General features: G+C 54.3%; 17 protein-coding genes. 16 read left to right on the top strand and 1 reads right to left on the bottom strand.

Annotated elements, in window-relative coordinates; translation table 11 throughout:
- The first annotated feature begins 72 nt into the window (after positions 1-72).
- From ACLHV8_RS10775 to ACLHV8_RS10750, 6 genes are all read left to right on the top strand, one after another.
- Positions 73-963: an aminoimidazole riboside kinase gene (locus tag ACLHV8_RS10775; RefSeq protein WP_410376886.1), complete on the top strand. Its 891-nt coding sequence runs from the start codon at positions 73-75 to the stop codon at positions 961-963.
- A 173-nt stretch (positions 964-1,136) separates the two neighbouring features.
- Positions 1,137-2,654, top strand: coding sequence for a carbohydrate porin (locus ACLHV8_RS10770; protein WP_208594942.1), 1,518 nt, complete (start codon positions 1,137-1,139; stop codon positions 2,652-2,654).
- A 66-nt stretch (positions 2,655-2,720) separates the two neighbouring features.
- The gene (locus tag ACLHV8_RS10765) at positions 2,721-4,091 is read left to right on the top strand and encodes a sucrose-specific PTS transporter subunit IIBC (protein WP_208594941.1); all 1,371 of its coding nucleotides are present in this window, start codon (positions 2,721-2,723) and stop codon (positions 4,089-4,091) included.
- Positions 4,091-5,497: a sucrose-6-phosphate hydrolase gene (locus ACLHV8_RS10760; protein WP_208594940.1), complete on the top strand. Its 1,407-nt coding sequence runs from the start codon at positions 4,091-4,093 to the stop codon at positions 5,495-5,497. The genes ACLHV8_RS10765 and ACLHV8_RS10760 overlap by 1 nt, the downstream gene beginning before the upstream one ends.
- A gap of 28 nt (positions 5,498-5,525) precedes the next feature.
- A complete protein-coding gene (locus ACLHV8_RS10755) occupies positions 5,526-6,542 on the top strand; it encodes a LacI family DNA-binding transcriptional regulator (protein WP_208594939.1) in 1,017 nt (338 codons plus the stop codon).
- Positions 6,543-6,631: 89 nt separating this feature from the next.
- Entirely contained in the window at positions 6,632-8,182 is a 1,551-nt protein-coding gene (locus tag ACLHV8_RS10750; protein ID WP_410376885.1) for a methyl-accepting chemotaxis protein, read from the top strand.
- A 70-nt stretch (positions 8,183-8,252) separates the two neighbouring features.
- Here the strand turns inward: ACLHV8_RS10750 and ACLHV8_RS10745 are convergent, their stop codons facing one another.
- On the bottom strand, positions 8,253-8,528 hold the full coding sequence (locus ACLHV8_RS10745; RefSeq protein WP_208594938.1) for a PAAR domain-containing protein: 276 nt from the start codon (positions 8,526-8,528) through the stop codon (positions 8,253-8,255).
- 166 nt (positions 8,529-8,694) lie between these two features.
- Between ACLHV8_RS10745 and ACLHV8_RS10740 the strand changes: the two genes are divergently transcribed.
- The 10 genes from ACLHV8_RS10740 (at position 8,695) to ACLHV8_RS10695 (ending at position 19,544) form a co-directional block, all read left to right on the top strand.
- On the top strand, positions 8,695-11,259 hold the full coding sequence (locus tag ACLHV8_RS10740) for a type VI secretion system Vgr family protein (protein ID WP_208594937.1): 2,565 nt from the start codon (positions 8,695-8,697) through the stop codon (positions 11,257-11,259).
- Complete coding sequence (locus ACLHV8_RS10735; RefSeq protein ID WP_208594936.1) at positions 11,256-13,535, top strand: DUF3274 domain-containing protein; 2,280 nt, start codon at positions 11,256-11,258, stop codon at positions 13,533-13,535. The genes ACLHV8_RS10740 and ACLHV8_RS10735 overlap by 4 nt, the downstream gene beginning before the upstream one ends.
- Complete coding sequence (locus ACLHV8_RS10730; RefSeq protein ID WP_208594935.1) at positions 13,532-13,924, top strand: hypothetical protein; 393 nt, start codon at positions 13,532-13,534, stop codon at positions 13,922-13,924. Before ACLHV8_RS10735 ends, ACLHV8_RS10730 begins: the two co-directional genes overlap by 4 nt.
- Positions 13,925-13,974: 50 nt before the next feature.
- Positions 13,975-14,671, top strand: a protein-coding gene (locus ACLHV8_RS10725; RefSeq protein WP_174491968.1) for an IS1 family transposase whose coding sequence is annotated in 2 segments (ribosomal slippage) — positions 13,975-14,228 and positions 14,227-14,671 — 699 coding nt in all. Because the reading frame shifts where the segments join, the coding sequence is not laid out codon by codon here.
- Positions 14,672-14,753: 82 nt separating this feature from the next.
- Entirely contained in the window at positions 14,754-15,023 is a 270-nt protein-coding gene (locus ACLHV8_RS10720) for a hypothetical protein (protein WP_208595220.1), read from the top strand.
- Positions 15,024-15,095: 72 nt separating this feature from the next.
- The gene (locus ACLHV8_RS10715) at positions 15,096-15,812 is read left to right on the top strand and encodes a hypothetical protein (RefSeq protein WP_244250164.1); all 717 of its coding nucleotides are present in this window, start codon (positions 15,096-15,098) and stop codon (positions 15,810-15,812) included.
- Between the two features lie 218 nt (positions 15,813-16,030).
- Positions 16,031-16,450 (top strand): hypothetical protein, encoded by a 420-nt coding sequence (locus ACLHV8_RS10710; protein WP_208595221.1) that lies wholly within the window; start codon positions 16,031-16,033, stop codon positions 16,448-16,450.
- Positions 16,451-16,455: 5 nt separating this feature from the next.
- Positions 16,456-17,016 carry an RNA polymerase sigma factor gene (locus tag ACLHV8_RS10705; RefSeq protein ID WP_128347773.1) on the top strand — a complete coding sequence of 187 codons (561 nt, stop codon included), beginning with the start codon at positions 16,456-16,458 and terminating at the stop codon, positions 17,014-17,016.
- A gap of 87 nt (positions 17,017-17,103) precedes the next feature.
- Positions 17,104-17,475, top strand: coding sequence for a hypothetical protein (locus tag ACLHV8_RS10700; RefSeq protein ID WP_049007666.1), 372 nt, complete (start codon positions 17,104-17,106; stop codon positions 17,473-17,475).
- 47 nt (positions 17,476-17,522) lie between these two features.
- On the top strand, positions 17,523-19,544 hold the full coding sequence (locus tag ACLHV8_RS10695; RefSeq protein WP_410376884.1) for a protein-disulfide reductase DsbD family protein: 2,022 nt from the start codon (positions 17,523-17,525) through the stop codon (positions 19,542-19,544).
- Positions 19,545-19,548: the final 4 nt, after the last annotated feature.

The raw sequence follows: 19,548 nt of genomic DNA, 5'->3' as shown, positions 1-19,548 counted from the left end.
GTTATTTCCCCTTTTCCTGACCTGTGCTTAAATAGCTAAAACGGTTTAACAATGTTTAGCTAAGAGGATCACATGAAAAAAATCTGGGTACTTGGCGATGCGGTAGTGGATTTGCTGCCTGACGGCGAAGGCAGATTACTGCAGTGTCCCGGCGGTGCACCGGCAAACGTCGCCGTCGGTATAGCCCGGCTGGGCGGTCGAAGCGCCTTTATCGGCAGAGTTGGCGATGACCCGTTCGGGCGTTTTATGTCTAAGACATTAGCCGACGAGCGAGTCGACGTGAAGTATATGCGCCTGGACCCGGCGCATCGTACCTCTACGGTGGTAGTGGATCTGGATGACCACGGCGAACGCTCGTTTACCTTCATGGTGCGCCCGAGCGCCGATCTGTTTCTGGAAACGGCCGATCTCCCGAGCTTCAGCGCCGGGGAGTGGCTGCATGTCTGTTCCATCGCGTTGAGCGCAGAGCCAAGCCGTTCTGCGACCTTCAGGGCGATGGCCTCCATCCGGGAAGCGGGTGGTTACGTCAGTTTCGATCCCAATATTCGCCCGGACCTCTGGCAGGATGAGAACGAGCTTCGCCGCTGTCTCGAACGCGCTCTGCAGGGTGCAGACGTGGTGAAACTTTCTCTCGAAGAGCTGGCCTTTTTCACTGGCGAAACGCAGGTGGAGACCGGTCTGGATAAGCTCATGAATCGCTGCCCGGCACATCTGGTGCTGGTTACACAGGGTAAAGAGGGCGTCATCGCATGGCATGAGGGCACCGTGAAACACTATCCGGCCACGCCTGTGAAATGTGTCGATACGACCGGCGCAGGCGATGCCTTTGTGGCGGGGCTGCTTTACGGGCTGGCCGCCGGTCAGCCGTTGACGTCCGTTATCGCTTTAGCTCAACGCTGCGGTGCGTTAGCCACCACGGCAAAAGGCGCCATGACGGCTCTGCCATATCAGCACGGCCTGTAATTCCTCCCATTGCTGGCCGCCATCCGGCGGCCTGAATTGTCGCCTCGATCACACTTACTAAAACGGTTTAGCAAAAAAGATTGCCGATCCAAAATTCAGAGGTTTAGTATCAGCAACCTAAACCTGTTTAGCAATTTAGCACGTTTAATGACTTCTTTTAGGGATGCGACAAAATGTATAAAAAACGCAGACTTGCCGTGATGATAGGCATGCTGGCCGGAAGTACCTCTGTTTTTGCCCAAACGGATATGACAAGCATCGAAGCGCGACTTGCGGCGATGGAACAACGTCTTCAGGACGCGGAGACGCGCGCACAGGTTGCTGAGAAACGCGCGACGGATGCAGAACAAAAAACGCAGCAACTGGTTGCGGCTCAGCAGCAGGCGCAAACGACAACTCAGGAAGTGGCTCAACGCACCGCCGCACTGGAGAAAAAAGCGGACCAAAGCGGTGGGTTTGAGTTCCACGGCTATGCCCGTTCTGGTCTGCTGATGAACGATGCGGCCTCCAGCAGCAAAAGCGGCCCTTATCTGACACCCGCCGGGGAAACGGGCGGAGCAGTAGGGCGTCTGGGTAACGAAGCCGATACCTACGTTGAGCTGAACCTGGAGCATAAACAAACCCTGGATAACGGGGCGACCACGCGCTTCAAAGCGATGCTGGCCGACGGTCAGAGGACTTATAACGACTGGTCAGCCGATACCAGCGATCTCAATATTCGTCAGGCCTTTGCGGAGCTGGGCAACTTGCCTGATTTCACCGGTGCGCTGAAGGGCAGTACCTTCTGGGCGGGTAAACGCTTTGACCGCGACAACTTTGATATTCACTGGCTGGATTCCGACGTCGTGTTCCTTGCCGGTACCGGTGGCGGTGTGTATGACGTGAGATGGAACGATTCGCTGCGCAGTAACTTCTCAATTTACGGCCGCAACTTTGGCAGCGTGGAGCAGACCGACAATAACGTTCAGAACTATATCCTCAGCATGAACCACTTCGCCGGACCGTTCCAGCTGATGGTAAGCGGCCTGCGGGCAAAAGATAACGACGACCGTAAAGACACCAACGGCGATCTCATCAAAACTGACGCCGCCAATACCGGCGTTCATGCTCTGGTCGGGTTGCACAATGAGAGTTTCTACGGCCTGCGGGAAGGGACAGCCAAAACGGCGCTGCTGTACGGTCACGGGCTGGGTGCGGAAGTGAAAAGCATCGGTTCCGATGGCGCACTGCTGTCCGAGGCGAATACCTGGCGCTTTGCAAGTTACGGTGTCACGCCGATTGGCGGGGGCTGGAGCGTTGCGCCTGCTGTCCTGGCGCAAAGCAGTAAAGATCGTTACGTCAAGGGCGATAGCTATGAGTGGGTGACGCTCAACACCCGCCTGATTAAAGAGGTGACGCAGAACTTCGCCCTGGCGTTTGAGGGAAGCTATCAGTACATGGATTTAAACCCGGAAGGCTATAAGGACCGCAACGCCGTCAACGGCAGCTTCTACAAGCTGACCTTTGCCCCAACGTTAAAAGCGAGCAAAATCGGCGATTTCTTCAGCCGTCCGGAGCTGCGCCTGTTTGCCACCTGGATGGACTGGAGCAGCAAACTGGATCATTACGCCAGCGATGATGCCTTTGGCAGCAGCGGGTTCAACGCAGGCGGGGAATGGAACTTTGGGGTCCAGATGGAAACCTGGTTTTAACCCATCACGCTCCCGCCTGGCGGGGGCGTTTCGCACATCATAAAAAGAAGTCAGGCAGAGGTATCTATGGATTTTAATCAAATCGCCCGCGAGCTTATTCCGCTGCTCGGTGGCAAGGAAAATATCGCCAGCGCGGCGCATTGCGCAACGCGTCTTCGTCTGGTGCTGGTCGATGACGCGCTGGCAGATCAGCAGGCTATCGGCAAGGTCGAGGGCGTGAAGGGCTGTTTCCGTAACGCCGGGCAGATGCAGGTGATTTTTGGCACGGGCGTGGTCAACAAGGTTTATGCCGCGTTTATTCAGGCTGCGGGGATTAGCGAATCCAGTAAATCCGAAGCCGCGGATCTGGCGGCGCGCAAGCTGAACCCGTTCCAGCGCATTGCCCGTCTGCTCTCCAACATCTTTGTGCCGATCATTCCCGCGATTGTGGCGTCCGGCCTGCTGATGGGCCTGCTCGGTATGGTGAAAACCTACGGCTGGGTCAATGCGGATAACGCCATCTACATCATGCTGGACATGTGCAGCTCGGCGGCGTTTATCATTCTGCCTATTCTGATTGGTTTTACCGCCGCGCGGGAATTTGGCGGCAACCCGTATCTCGGCGCGACGCTGGGCGGCATTCTGACGCACCCGGCGCTGACCAACGCCTGGGGCGTGGCGTCCGGTTTCCACACCATGAATTTCTTCGGCCTTGAGATCGCAATGATTGGTTACCAGGGCACGGTTTTCCCGGTGCTGCTGGCCGTCTGGTTCATGAGCATCGTGGAGAAAAACCTGCGCCGCGCGATCCCGGATGCGTTAGACCTGATCCTGACACCGTTCCTCACCGTCGTTATCTCCGGATTTATCGCCTTGCTGATTATCGGCCCGGCGGGGCGCGCCCTGGGCGACGGTATCTCCTTTATTCTGAGCACGCTGATCGCCCACACGGGCTGGCTCGCCGGGCTGCTGTTCGGCGGACTGTATTCGGTGATTGTGATCACCGGTATTCACCACAGTTTCCACGCGATTGAAGCAGGTCTGCTGGGTAACCCGTCGATTGGCGTTAACTTCCTGCTGCCGATCTGGGCGATGGCGAACGTAGCACAGGGCGGCGCCTGTCTGGCGGTGTGGTTCAAAACCAAAGATGCCAAAATCAAAGCCATTACCTTACCTTCGGCGTTCTCTGCCATGCTCGGTATTACTGAAGCGGCCATTTTTGGTATCAACCTGCGTTTCGTAAAACCGTTTATTGCCGCGTTGATTGGCGGTGCGGTGGGCGGGGCCTGGGTGGTCTCAGTGCATGTTTATATGACTGCCGTTGGGTTGACCGCTATTCCAGGTATGGCCATTGTGCAGGCAAGCTCTCTGCTCAACTATATTATCGGCATGGTGATTGCCTTCGGCGTGGCGTTTACCGTCTCGCTGCTGCTGAAATATAAAACGGACTCAGAATAATGACGTTACCTTCACGCTGGCCTGCGATCCTGCAGGCCGTTATGAAAGGCCAGCCGCGCGCGCTCGCAGACAGCCATTATCCGCAATGGCACGCCGCGCCGGTGACGGGGCTGATGAACGATCCCAACGGGTTTATCTGGCTTGCCGGGCGTTATCATCTGTTTTATCAGTGGAACCCGCTGGACTGCGAGCATCGGTTTAAATGCTGGGGGCACTGGAGTTCTGCGGATCTGGTGCACTGGCAGCATGAGCCGCTGGCGCTGATGCCCGACGAAGAGTATGACCGCAACGGCTGCTACTCTGGTAGCGCCGTGGATAACGAGGGCGTTTTGACCCTGTGTTACACCGGCAACGTCAAATTCGATGACGGCAACCGCACCGCCTGGCAGTGTCTGGCCGTGGAACAACCGGACGGCAGCTTTAAGAAACTCGGACCTGTGCTTGCGCTACCGGAAGGTTACACCGGCCACGTGCGTGACCCGAAGGTGTGGCAGCACAATGGGGAGTGGTACATGGTGCTGGGCGCGCAGGATCTGCAAAAACGCGGCAAAGTGCTGCTGTTCAAATCCGCTGATTTGCACACCTGGGCGTCCTGCGGTGAGATCGCCGGTCACGGCGTTAACGGCCTGATGGACGCAGGGTATATGTGGGAGTGCCCCGATCTGTTTGCCCTCGACGGGACGCATGTTCTGATCTGCTGTCCGCAGGGGCTGGCGCGCGAGCCACATCGCTACCTCAACACCTATCCAGCCGCATGGATGAGCGGGGCGTTTGACTATGCGCGCGCCGCATTTGAACACGGTGAGCTGCATGAGCTGGATGCCGGGTTTGAGTTTTACGCACCGCAAACGACGCTGGCGGAAGATGGTCGACGCATTCTGATCGGCTGGATGGGCGTGCCGGACGGAGAAGAGATGCTTCAGCCAACACGAACGCATGGCTGGATGCACCAGATGACTTGTCCGCGCGAATTACGCTACCACGACGGCAAGCTCTGGCAGACCCCAGCTCGTGAACTGGAAGCGCTGCGTGAAGGTGAACGACGCTGGCAGGGGTTCGCCAGTGATGCGCCAGAACTGGATGCGACGCGTCTGGAGTTTGAACTGAGTACATCGCGCGTGGACGTCGATTTCGGCGGAACCTTGCGTCTCACGGTCGATGGCCAGGGGCTGCGTCTGGAACGCGCCAGTCTGAAAGCCGGGGAAACATTGACCCGCTACTGGCTGGGGGACGTCAGCCATTTACGCGTTCTGTGCGACCGCTCCAGCGTTGAAATTTTCATCAACCACGGTGAAGGAGTGCTGAGCAGCCGCTATTTTCCTGACCATCCAGCCCGTGTACGATTCGAAGGTGAGTCCGTCATCACATTACGCTACTGGTCGCTGCGCGCCTGCATGATAGAATGAGGGTTTTGGCAGCCGGATCTAAGTCGTTGTGAGAAAAACAAAACGCGTCACCATTAAAGACATCGCGGAACTGGCGGGGGTATCAAAAGCCACCGCCAGCCTGGTCCTGAACGGACGCAGCAAAGAGCTGCGCGTAGCGGAAGAGACGCGTGAACGCGTGCTGGCGATTGCCAAAGAGCACCACTATCAGCCCAGCATTCATGCCCGGTCGCTGCGTGATAACCGTAGCCACACCATTGGGCTGGTGGTTCCTGAAATTACCAACTACGGTTTTGCCGTGTTTTCTCACGAGCTGGAGACGCTGTGCCGTGAGGCTGGCGTTCAGCTGCTGATCTCCTGTAGCGATGAAAACCCGGGGCAGGAGACGGTAGTGGTGAACAACATGGTGGCGCGTCAGGTGGACGGGCTGATTGTGGCTTCCAGCATGCTTAACGATGCGGACTACCACAAGCTGAGTGAGCAACTGCCCGTTGTCCTTTTTGACCGCCACATCAACGACAGCGCGCTGCCGCTGGTGATCACCGATTCCATTACCCCGACGACGGAACTGGTGGCTGACATAGCGCGTCAGCATCCTGATGAGTTTTACTTCCTCGGCGGTCAACCACGCCTTTCCCCGACGCGCGACCGCCTGGAAGGGTTTAAGCAAGGTTTGCGTGAAGCCAATGTAACGCTGCGCCCGGAGTGGATCATTCACGGCAACTATCATCCGAGCTCCGGATACGAGATGTTCGCTGAACTTTGCGCCCGCCTGGGACGTCCGCCGAAAGCGCTTTTCACCGCCGCCTGCGGTCTGCTGGAAGGGGTATTGCGCTACATGGGTCAACACTACCTGTTGCAAAGCGATATCAGGTTAGCCAGTTTTGACGATCACTACCTCTACGATTCGCTGACGATCCCTGTCGATACCATTCGTCAGGATAACCGCCAGCTGGCCTGGCACTGCTTTGATTTAATTAGCAAATTGATCGAAGGGGAGACACCACAGCCCTTGCAGCGCAAGCTGGATGCCACCCTGCAACGACGCTATAAGTCATCTATATAGCTCTGACCGATACATCAATAACTTTAATTAATTTAAGTTTTGGATGCGCCGATAACCATAAGGAATAATTCTCCTTGAGGTATTGGTCTATGTCGTTGAAAAAGTCGTCCCTGATTGTCCTGTTCTCACTGCTTTTCTTCTTTGATGTCAGCACCGTCACCAGCGTTGGCCTCATCATTAAAAGTAATAATTCCCTGGATAATGTGAACAAAGAGATCCAGGTTGTGCTGTCGATTATTGACCCCATCAACCACAGCCGCACCCTGCGCGTTCGGGTGATGGAGTATGTGAAGATGGTGGAAGCGGGCAACTCGGCAGATGAGTCTGCGAAGCTTGCCGCAGTGAAAGAGGCGCTGACCAAAGCGGACCACGCCTTTGCTGCCTTTATGGATTCACCGCGTCTGACGGATGAAGCGCCGCTGGTGAGTGCCTATCAGGATGCCTGGCAAAACTACCGCAACCAGGGACTGGTACCGCTGATCAATGCTGCCGAAGCGCACGATGTTGCCAAATTTAACGCCCTGATCCCGAACGTGTCCCGCCTCGACCGCCAGTACGAGATCGTTCTCGACCAGGTGCTTTCGGTCCACCAGAAATACGCCAAAAGCCTGAACGAAGATGCGAGCAGCAACTTCATCTCCGGCCTGGTGATGATTGCCGCTATCGCCTGCCTGTTTGTGGTGGTGATTGTCGCGGTCAGCCTGCTGATGAAGCGCTTTGTGTTTGCCCCGGTAAACCTGGCACGCGAACACTGCAGCCAGATTGCGGCAGGCAAGCTGGACATCCCGGTGCCGGTGAAGGGACGCTCTGGCAACGAAATCGACCATCTTATGAGTTCGATGGAGCAGATGCGCCAGGCGCTGCTTGCGACCATCGCCCAGGTGCGCGATGCGAGCCATACCGTGACCCACGCAGCGCAAGAGATTGCCTCCGGGAATATTGACCTGGCGTCACGTACCGAACAGCAGGCGTCCGCGTTAACCCAGACGGCGGCCAGCATGGAAGAACTGAGCGCAACCGTGGCGAACAATACCGATAACGTCTATCAGGCCGGAAAACTGGTGCAGGACGCGGTGAAAAATGCCCACACCGGTGAAGCGGTGACCCGTGAAGTCATCGACACCATGAATACCATCGCGGCGAACTCGAAGCGCATCGAAGACATTACCAGCGTTATCAACAGCATCGCCTTCCAGACCAATATTCTGGCGCTCAATGCGGCAGTTGAAGCGGCGCGCGCCGGTACGCAGGGACGCGGTTTCGCGGTTGTGGCCAGTGAAGTTCGCACCCTGGCACAGAAAAGCGCAGTGGCGGCTAAGGACATCGAGAGCCTGATTGCGCAGTCGGTTTCCAGCGTGAAAAACGGTGCCGAGCTGGTGAACCGTTCGGGCGAGGTGATCGATTCCATTATTGGTTCTGTTAATAAAGTGAATACGCTGATGGAGCAGATCTCCGTCGCCTCTGAAGAGCAGAGCCGTGGGATCAGCCAGGTCGGACAGGCGGTAACCGAGATGGATGGCGTAACCCAGCAGAACGCCGCGCTGGTGCAACAGTCCGCCGCGGCCGCGGCATCGCTGGAAGAGCAGGCGCAGCAGCTTTCGAGAAGTATTTCGAGTTTTAGTTTGCCGGTGCAGGCTTAATTGAATGGAGGGAGGCTCCTGAGGGAGCCTTTTTTGTGTCTGATGTCGCGGGGAGATCGTGTGATTTTCCTTAACCTTTCGCTCCCGTTTCTGACACACTGCTTTTATACTGACCGATTACCGTTGCCCCACAAGTTGTTTTATCTCCATGCAGAACGCGACGTTGACCATTAACAGTGACATGGCTCGATCCAATTAATGTGGCCTCTTTACCGCATTGAGGGCAATTGAACTTATGGCCGGTAACTACCATTGCAGCACGGTCAACGGTGTGCGTGTAAATACCCTGTACGATTGTGCCGCCGTGAGTCGTGGTATCACCCACTAAAATGAATCGCTGATTCATCCGAATCCCTCCTTGAGTGAAATGTCAAAATTTGCGCTAAAGCATACTTATGTAAATAGCCATTAAAATTATAAGGTTTTTGGTTGTATAGTTTGCCACCTGCTTTGAACTTAATGCAAATTTGCCATTGCGGAAAGATCGGTCATGTGACTGTAAAAGGACGCTTATGAATGGACGCGAAATACGGTTTTCTCACTTACCGGTCGTTTTCAATCCCGAAGAAAGCCTGAATAAATACCTCCTGACCATCAGCGGGTCTGACTTGATTGCTGATGTGGAATCATTTACCGGTGAAGAAGCGCTGAGTACCCCGTATCGATATACAATCCGTTTCACCTCCACCACTGACGACGCTGAAGCTTTTCATATCGTCCAGAAAGAAGCGTCATTTATTCTTCGAGCCGCCAACCCTGCATGGTCAAAGTATTTTCCCGATCGTGAAAAATGGGTCGCTTTGCGTAAAATCCCTGGCGTCATAACTGAACTCAGCAGAATCAGCAGCAGCGTTGAAGAAACGCTGTACGAAGCTGTGTTGGAACATCCTCTGGCGCTTCTTAACGCCCGCTATCGCAGCGCTATCTATCAGAATGTATCTGTACCAGAACTGGTTAAACGCATCCTTAAAGAACACGGTTTTGAGGGATATGAAATCAATTTTGACCAGCTTCACTGGGAATATCCGCCGCGGGAAATGATTGTTCAGTGGAAAGAAAGCGATCTGGGGTTCATCCAGCGCTTGCTGTCTGAAGTGGGTATATGGTTCCGGTTTGAGCTACATCCCGATCATGACCATATTGTTGTTATCGTGTTCGGAGATTCCGGGGCGCACTATGTACACAACCATAAGATCGCAGCAATCAACCCTGCTGGAACCGTAGGTAATATCTACAGCCTGCGAAAAATGACAACCAGGCATACCATCGTTCCTGGCTCGGTCGATGTGCGTAACTACAACTATCGGGAGAGTCGGAATTACAGAGCACTCGAAACACAGGCCGATAAATCACGCCAGTCGGAACTGGTTTACGGTGGCGAATATCACTACGCGGATAATCATCTGGCATCCGGTGATCGTTATGCCATAGGCAAAGGCCAACACGCCGAAACCAGTTGGCACTATGCGCGAATTCGTCATGAATGCCTGCTTACCAATATGATTACGCTGGAAGCCGTAGCCGACGATCCCGCTATTGTGCCTGGATTCGATCTCGATATCACCGGCAATAAACCAGCAGCCTTTGACGAAGGGATGGTTGTCACCAGCATCCGCTCCACAGGTTCACGCAAGAGCAGTTTTCAAAGTGAAATTAAAGGAATTCCATTCAGCGAAATCTGGTGTTATCGCCCTGAACGTCTCCCACGCCCCATCATCACAGGTACAATCCCGGCGAGAGTGTCGGGGATAAGCATTAACGATCAGCTTTCGCGGATAGATAATCAGGGTCGTTATCGGGTGCAGTTTAACTTTGACCAGGCTGAATGGAAAAAGGGGCTGGAGAGTATGCCTGTCAGGTTAGGGCGGCAGTACGCCGGTGATACCTATGGGATACATTTTCCCCTGCTCGATAATACAGAAGTTGGCATTGCGTTTGAAAATGGCGACCCGGAACGACCGTTCATTGCCCATGCCTTCCATGATGAAATAAACCCTGATTTAGTTACTGACCGCAACAGCACACGCAACGTCATCAGGACTCCACGAAATAACAAATTTCGGATGGAGGATAAGAAAAACCATGAACACATCAAAGTCGCGACGGAGTACGGCAAGTCGCAACTGAATTTAGGACACCTGGTCGATGCCAGTGGTAAGCGGCGCGGGGAAGGCGTTGAGTTACGCACCGACAAGCAAGCTTCGCTTCGTTCTGCTGAAGGCTTTCACATCACCACAGAGGCGAAACTAAAAGCAACCGGCAATCAGAACGACATGGCTGCGACCATAGCGCAGCTTGAATCTGCGTTACAACTGGCCCGTTCGCTTCAGGCCTGTTCGGAAATAGCAGATACGCCAGCCGCCGATCTATCGTCGGTGACTGAATTTCGGCAGCGAGTAGCAAAACCAGAAGATGCCACGCTCTCTCTTCATGGTGAAACCGGCATAGCTCTCACATCCCCTAAATCAGTCTTGCTGCATGCCGGGGAGAATATGACCACAACGTCCAGGCAGGACATGAATGCTAACGCCTTCCGGCGCATGACTCTGGCCGCTGGGGAAGTCTTCTCCGTATTCGTCCGTAAAGCAGGGATGGTGTTTACCGCTGCAAAAGGGTCTATTCGGCTGAGTGCACAGAAGGGGGAAATTAACGTCGTCGCGAATCAGAACATTAACCTCACCAGCTCTCAGGGCAAAATTGTACTGAATGCGCAAGATGAATTGCTGTTGATGTGCGGAGGTGCAGGCATTCGCCTTAAGAAGGGTGAAATGGAGTTCATTGCCCCGCATTACATCCGTATAAAAGCGCCCGCCGTCGATTACATGGCGAAAGCAAGTCTTGACCATCTGAAGCCTACCTTTTCAGAAGGCGAGCTGGCTCAGCAGTTCCGGCTACATGCCCCCGACGATCCGGATCATATTCTTAAAGGTCAACGCTTCAGGCTCCATAAAAAGGGCGAAGTCATCGAGGGGATCACCGATGATAACGGCGAATCACCGCTACTTAACACGTCTGAACTTGATACCTGGTCACTCGAATTAGTCCATGAGTTAGAAGCCCCGGAGGGAACCGTATGAGTGAGTCATCTGATGCGCAGAACGCCAACCCATTTGATGAGGCTCCAGAGTCTCAGGATCCGCAAAGTTTCGGCGCACACAACAAACGTTTCCTGGCGGAGCAGTGTATCGGTGTTCCGGTTAATGCCGGTAAACCGATGTACACCACGAACTGCCCTGTACATCGTCCAATGCCAGGCATTGTGATCCTGGTTCATGGTGTGAATGACGTGGGGGAAGCCTATCAGAACCAGGAGCGCGGCATCATCGAAGGGTTGAAAAAGCGACTGGGTCGCGATGACTTATGGCCGCATGAGTGGGAAGAAAAAACCTACAAAATCCGAAATGCGGATGGGGTAATGGAGGATTGTCCTGACTCACAGAAAAAGCAAATGATCTGCTCAAATACTCCCGTGCGCTCACCAGTGATCCCGTTTTATTGGGGATATCGCCCGGTTGATAAGGCTATGTGGGAGGATGACCAGCGGCAGTACCGTGAAGCCATGCGCAACAGCGGCAATAACGCAGAAACCCCCTTACCGTATGATGCTTATCGCGAAAATGACCCGGCGATCCTGAAACGATTCGGCGGTAAGTATGCAATGGACTGCTTTCACAATACTCTGGACCTAAATGGCGTCTGGGGAGGTGGAACGTTTGCCAATGCCACGACCAGCATCCCTGATATGCTTGGCCCGGGAGCAGGGGGCGCAGCGCTTGGTGCGGTCGGCTTTTTGAGTCGTACTGAACTGGCAAACGGCGGTGACTTTACCCACCCGGTATACAGCAACCCACACCGTATTTATCAGTTCTATGCCGCACAACGGCTGGCAAATCTGATTTTAACCATTCGCCAAAATAAGCCTACCGCCAAAGACACAATTAATGTCGTTGCGCATAGCCAGGGAACCATCATCACCATGTTGGCAAACATGCTGGTTAAGCAGGCGGGGGAGCCTCCGGCTGATTGCGTGATCCTCAATCACTCCCCGTATTCGCTCGAAAATCGCTGGCTGGAGAACGGTCAGCCAGGTCATCACCAGACAGATGCCGCCCGGCAGCAAACCTTTGTGAATTTCTGCCGTCTGATGGCGACGAATGAAAAATTTGCGTCCAGCGGTGACGGGTTAATGACCGCCGCAGATCAAAAAACGCTGCTCGACACGATGACGCTTCCGCGCAAGGAGTTCAGCAGTAACTGGTATGATTCACCTTTAAATCAGCGCAATAACTTCGGCAAAGTTTATAACTATTTCTGCCCGAATGATGGGACCGTATCACTGCTTCCTGTTCAGGGTTTCGGCTGGCGCGGGGTTCCACAAAAGCTGGCCGACACCATCCCCAATTTACGCCAGCGCGTTTTTTTCCAGAACAGTAGTGTTGGTCATGCGCCAGATGGAAAACCGTTCCGTAAGCCTGCTGTGGGGAAAGGTGATTTCGCTTATTCCGCATTGACGAACGCAAGCTGGGATTACAGCGATGTGGTTCCAAACGGTGAAGCCCTGCCTGAGCCGTTTATTTTCACTCTCATGGGGCAACTAAACCCTCTCGATACTAGTACGGACAAAGACAACGCCTACAAAGCCCCTGCAGGGGGAAATGACGTTATGGTTTCGTATAACGCCAAAGCGGGAGCAACCAGCAACTCCCGGCGAACTAAGGAGGACGTTTTCGACTGCCCGCCGTTTGAACCGTTCAAACATCTACGGCCCGGCCATGTCCTGACGAAAAGCGAAATCAACACGCTTGAGTATTGGCGCAATATCGATATCGTCAGCGGTGAAATCACCGGTGTTAACGATGCCAACAAAAAAATCGTTGTACGCCGGAATTTGACCGAAGCCGAACTGCACAAGCTGTTCAGTTCTTCAGACGATGTGATGTTCAGTCAGCATTCGTCCATCGTTATGTCACCTAAAGTACCGGAACTGGCGATGGCCTATGACCTGGCTATAGGTCCGTGCAAATCGTTTGATTTTGAGCATGGTGCATTCTGGAAGAAATTACTGCGTATTGCCGACTGGCGCAGTGATTGGTCAGATGATCGTGATGCATCGAAATACTACAGATCAGGCGAACTACCTTCTGAAACCACCAAAAAATTCATGAACAAGCCAGGTTCAGTCTTGCCTACCGGCGAGTTTGGTGTAGTGAACCAGTTTATGAATGCAACTCGAGTGATCCCCGCCCGCTACCCGGAAGTCTATAACCGTGAAGTGACAAATCTGCAATGGCCGATGCCTCCCGTTGAAGGTTTTAACACCGTACCCTCTGAGCCGAGAAGGAAAGTCGGATGATGAATAAAGGAGTTGCCCATGCAACGTTGGCCTGGCTGATGTTGATGGCGGGATGCACACAGGCACAGGACGCGCCGACGCAGGTGATTTACCGGTTTGATGATCATCGTTACCTGGAGTTGAAGGGATGGAACTGTGAGGGGGCATTATTCTATATTGACCCGCAGCGCGGTATACGTTCAGAGGTTTCCAGTCAGTTTTACCGGGCATTTGCGAACAAGTATGTGCATCCCTCCGAGCGTTATATTGCCATTCCGTCCTGGGATACGGATGCCTTTGCAGTTTCAAAAGATTACGGTAAAACCTGGCAGTCAGCACCATTCTCCCCGGCTACGCATAGCGTTGAACCCGATGGAACAACCAGACCAGGCAGAGAAAATATGCGGTAATGGTGCCAACTTACTGATTTAGTGTATGATGGTGTTTTTGAGGTGCTCCAGTGGCTTCTGTTTCTATCAGCTGTCCCTCCTGTTCAGCTACTGAAGGCGTGGTGCGTAACGGTAAAAGTACTGCCGGACATCAGCGCTATCTCTGCTCTCACTGCCGTAAAACATGGCAGCTACAGTTCACTTACACCGCTTCTCAACCCGGTACGCATCAGAAAATCATTGATATGGCCATGAATGGCGTCGGATGTCGCGCCAGTGCACGCATTATGGGCGTTGGCCTCAACACGATTTTACGACACTTAAAAACTCAGGCCGCAGTCGGTAAACTCACGCATACAACCGGGCAGTGACGTCATTGTTTGCGCGGAAATGGACGAACAGTGGGGTTACGTCGGCGCTAAATCACGCCAGCGCTGGTTGTTTTACGCGTATGACAGGATACGGAGGACGGTTGTGGCGCACGTATTCGGTGAACGCACGTTGGCCACGCTGGAGCGTCTTCTGGGCCTGCTGTCGGCCTTTGAGGTCGTGGTATGGATGACGGATGGCTGGCCGCTGTATGAATCACGCCTGAAGGGAGAACTGCACGTTATCAGCAAGCGATATACGCAGCGCATTGAGCGGCATAACCTGAATCTGAGGCAGCATCTGGCAAGGCTGGGCAGGAAGTCACTGTCGTTCTCAAAATCGGTGGAGCTGCATGACAAAGTCATCGGGCATTATCTGAACATAAAACACTATCAGTAAGTTGGAGTCATTACCAAATATGCTCTCGTTTACGGTCGTTAACGATCAGGGTTTTTTGCTTACTCGTCAGGGCAATCTCTACATGAGTTCAAAGCCCTTCGATGATCCGCGAATTTTACCCGGGGGCACCGGCGTTGATTATGTCGATGAAGATGGTGATAAACATCGCCTTCGACCGGGTTTTGCTGGTGCAACCTGGGGGCTATCGTACCTTCCACCGAAGTCTCTTAAATATCTAACAGCTTCTGAGTTAGCTAACTGGCAAAACTTGCCGACTCACGTACCTGAAGTCAGAAATTATAAAGGCTGGGATCATATGCAGTGCAACCCGGATAAAGGGCTTAAGCAATGAGCACTCTGATTCAGGCAAGCCTGCCGTTGAAGGATTTAACACCGTACCCACTGAACCGAGAAGGAAAGTCGGATGATGAATAAAGGAGTTGCCCACGCAACGTTGGCCTGGCTGATGTTGATGGCGGGATGCACACAGGCACAGGACGCGCCGACGCAGGTGATTTACCGTTTTGACGATCATCGCTACCTGGAACTGACGGGCTGGAACTGCCAGGGCGCGTTGTACTACGTTGACCCGGTGCGCGGTATCCGCTCTGAAGTCGCCAGCCAGTTTTACCGGGCATTTGCTGACAAGTACGTGCATCCCTCCGAGCGTTATATTGCCATTCCCGGATGGGATACAGATGCCTTCGCAGTTTCAAAAGATTACGGTGAAACCTGGCAAGTTGCGCCATTCAACACCGGTTTTCATACGGTAGAACCGGATGGCTCAAACAGTCCATCCAGAGAAAATATGCTCTCGTTCACGGTCGTTAACGATCAGGGATTTTTGCTTACTCGCCAGGGCAATCTTTACATGAGTTCAAAGCCCTTCGATGATCCGCGAATTTTACCCGGGGGCACCGGCGTTGATTATGTCGATGAAGATGGTGATAAACATCATATGGCCCCCGGTTCTGCCGGGCCAAAATGGGGGCTGTCATATATCCCACCCAAAACAATCGACCAACTGACTGACCAATATCTGACAAACTGGCAAAACTTGCCGACTCATGTACCTGAAGTCAGAAATTATAAAGGCTGGGATCATATGCAGTGCAACCCGGATAAAGGGCTTAAGCAATGAACGCGATGATTCGGGCAAGCCTGCCGATTGCTATCCGATCAGGATAATCTGCCATGCCGGAAGATTGACCGTACTGAGATAGCTCCAGCCAGCAGTGAGCGCTATGTATTCAAATTCGTCAGCACAAAAATTTTTTATTCATCCCAGCAATATTTCCCTCCCTCATTCGTCTACCTCATCACAAGCCATAATCAGTTACTGTAAACGAGGTACACACCATGAGAGATTTTGATATGCACGACAAAGGTCACGGACGCGGATTCGGTCGCCACCGTATGGGCAAGGGTTTAGTCATCGGCGCAGTGATCTTCGTTGCACTCGGCCTGCTGGTAATGTCCCTGTGGAACGCCTTGCTTCCGGCGATCCTCGGCGTGAAAGCCATCGGGTTCTGGCAGGCGCTGGGCATACTGGTGCTGAGCCGCATTCTGTTTGGCGGGCTAGGTTTCCGTCCCGGGATGTTTGGCGCGCACCGCCGGATGCACGAGCGCTGGATGAACATGACCCCCGAACAGCGCGAGGCGTTTATTCAGCAGCGTCGCGAAGGGTTTGGTCGCCACGGGCGCGGTCACTGCGGCTGGCACGGCCATCGTGACGATAAGCGCGATGACAACGCGCCAAAAACGCCGGAAGCAGAGTGAGCGAAATGAAAGCCGGGGAGGCGGGCGGATCCATGCTGATGTCGGCGCTCAATGCCTGTCGCGCCAGGCTGAAAGCCTTCATACGCGGGCGCACGTCCGTCCGTGATGATGCCGAGGACATTTTGCAGGAAGTCACGTATCAGCTGATGAAAGTGGAACAGCCAGTCGAGAACGTTGCTGCGTGGCTGTTCCGCGCGGCGCGTAATGAGATGATTGACCGGTCGCGGAAAAAACGCGAGGTTTCGCTCTCCGGCTATTTTACGGGCGACGATGAAGACGGTTTTCCGGAAGACGAGCTGGCCGAAACCCTGTTCGGTGTGCCGCAGACACCGGAAGAGGAGTATCTCAAAACGCTGTTGTGGGAAGAACTGGAACAGGCGTTGTCTGAACTTCCACCGCCGCAGCGGGAGGTATTCGAAAAGACCGAGCTTCACGGCTACAGCATTAAAATGCTGGCAGAGGAGACGGGTGCCAGCGAGCAGGCGCTGTTATCCCGTAAGCACAAGGCGGTATTGTTTCTGCGTACGCGGCTGCGGGATGTTTATGACGCGCTGACCGGTGAATAGCGGCGACAGACAAAACCTTACACTTCCGGCACTTGTAGATTCATCACTATCGTTTATGATCGGGGCGTCTTGTTACTCTGGAATGTTATGCGCAACCGTCAGCTTCTCGGAAAATGGCTTTTGATCGTCACCTGTCTCGCGATGGCACTTTGTCTCGTGCAGCGTGCGGTGTATCTCAACCATTTTTTACAGGGACTGGATCCGCAAACGTCCCAGATAGCTGACGCCCCAGCTCAAAACAGCAACACTGAACAGCCCGGCCCGTCACCTTGTCAACTGGGCGCACACTCGCTTCTCTGCGCGCAGCCGCTGTTCTTCGACGGTGCGCTACCGGCCATTATTATCTTCTTTGCCCTCCTGCAGCTGTTTACGCAGGGGCGGGTATTTGTTTCCAGAGAACAACCCGTTCAGGCGCCGCCTCCCCGAATACATCTTAAAAACTGCGTCTTCCGTGAATGAAAAACATCGTCACCACACGATAATTTTCACTATTCACGGAGTAAAACATGTTTAACCTTTTCAGGGGGTTCGTCTTCCTGTGGCTGTCCTGCATCGGTATTACCCATGCGGCAGACACTGGCTGGCAGGTCTCCCCACAAAACGATCACGCCCGTATCCGCTTTCAGGCGGAAAGGGATCAAAACCGCATTCAGGGTTTGCTCACCGTCGAGCTAAAGCCCGGCTGGAAAACCTACTGGCGTGCGCCGGGCGAGGGCGGTGTCGCGCCGAAAATCAGCTGGCCGGAAGGCGTAACGGACAGCTGGTCCTGGCCAGTGCCTTCGCGTTTCGATATCTCCGGCATGACCACGCAGGGATATCACGACAAGGTCACGATCCCGATTGTCCTCGACGGGGTGAAGGGAGACGCGCTCGACGGAACGCTGACGCTCTCCACGTGCAGTAACGTCTGTCTGCTGACGGACTACCCGCTGCATCTTGATTTTACCCAGCCGGTCGATGCAGGTTTTCGTGACGCTTTTGACCATGCGATGCGCTCTATGCCCGGCTCGTCTGGCGTTTCATCTGACCTCACCGCCTGGCTGGCGGACGGCAATCTGGTCATTACAGGGACAACGGAAGGAAAGTGGGACAATCCGGGGATCTATTTTGACCCGCTGGAGGGGGATATTCTTCCGGGAGAACCCGTCATTAAACACGACGGCCATCAGCTTCGGGTGACCGTTCCCGTCACCGATGAGTGGGGAGATAAGCCCACCTCGCTGGCAGGTAAAGCTCTGTCGTTTGTGTTGACTAATGGCAGTAAAGCCCAGCAAACCGTAATGACGGTTGGATCAACGCCTGCTGCGTCCGCAGCGCCCGGCACGGGCAAAATGATGCTCTTTGCGCTGTTGGGCGGGCTGATCCTGAACCTGATGCCCTGCGTGTTGCCGGTGATGGGTATGAAGCTCAACAGTATCCTGCATGCAGGCTCGAACAAACGAACGATCAGGCTGCGTTTTCTGGCAACCAGCGCCGGGATCCTCACCTCCTTTATGCTGCTTGCCGCGATGGTGACTGCGCTTAAGCTGACCGGGGCATCTCTGGGCTGGGGTATTCAGTTCCAGAACCCGTGGTTTATCGGCCTGATGATCGCCGTGACCTTCCTCTTCGCGCTGAATCTGTTTGGGGTGTTTGAGATGCTGCTGCCTTCTGCTACCGCAGGACGCCTGGCCGCAACAGGCGGCGCGGGGCTGGGCGGCAGTTTCTGTGAAGGGATGTTCGCCACGCTGCTGGCCACGCCGTGCTCCGCGCCATTCCTCGGTACTGCCGTGGCGTTTGCCCTCGGCGCACCGCTGCAGACCCTGTGGCTCATTTTTCTGATGCTCGGCGTGGGAATGAGTTTGCCGTGGCTGTTCGTCGCCCTGGTGCCCAAAACGGCCATGCTGCTGCCGAAACCCGGCCGCTGGACGAACACGCTTAAGGTGATCCTGGGCCTGATGATGCTGGCCTCCAGCCTCTGGCTGGCGACGCTGTTGAACCTGCATCTGGGTGATACGATTGGTCAGATCGTGATGCTGGTGCTGATTGTTGTCGCACTGGCGCTTTTTGCATTGAAGGGGCAAAGGTCCTCGCCACTGTTCTGGCTGGTGGTGATCTCCCTGTCGGTATTTGGTGGATACCAACTGCGCGGGTTGCTTAACGCATCACCTGTTCTCGCAACGCAAAGTGTGGAGCAGACGATCCCGTGGCAGCCGCTAAGTGAAGAGGCCATCCAGATGGCGCTTGCGCAGGGGAAACGGGTGTTTGTGGATATCTCTGCCGACTGGTGCGTAACCTGTAAGGTTAACGAGCATCGGGTACTGAATCAGCCGGACATCATTGCCGCACTGAGTCAGCCGGACGTAGTGGCCCTGCGCGGAGACTGGAGCCAGCCTTCCGCGCTTATCGCTGCGTTTCTTGAGAAGCGAAATCGCTACGCCATTCCGTTTAATGAGGTGTATGGCCCCGGTATCCCGGACGGGGAGATCCTCTCGCCGCTGCTGGATAAGCGCACCCTTGTCACTACCCTGAACAACGCAAAAGGCTAACCGT

Origin of the sequence: Enterobacter sp. CPE_E863, from assembly GCF_046521465.1 — a bacterium.
In the GTDB taxonomy this organism is placed as follows: Bacteria; Pseudomonadota; Gammaproteobacteria; order Enterobacterales; family Enterobacteriaceae; genus Enterobacter; species Enterobacter adelaidei.
Note: the sequence above shows the minus strand (reverse complement) of the source record. Positions and strands in the feature narration are given on the sequence as shown.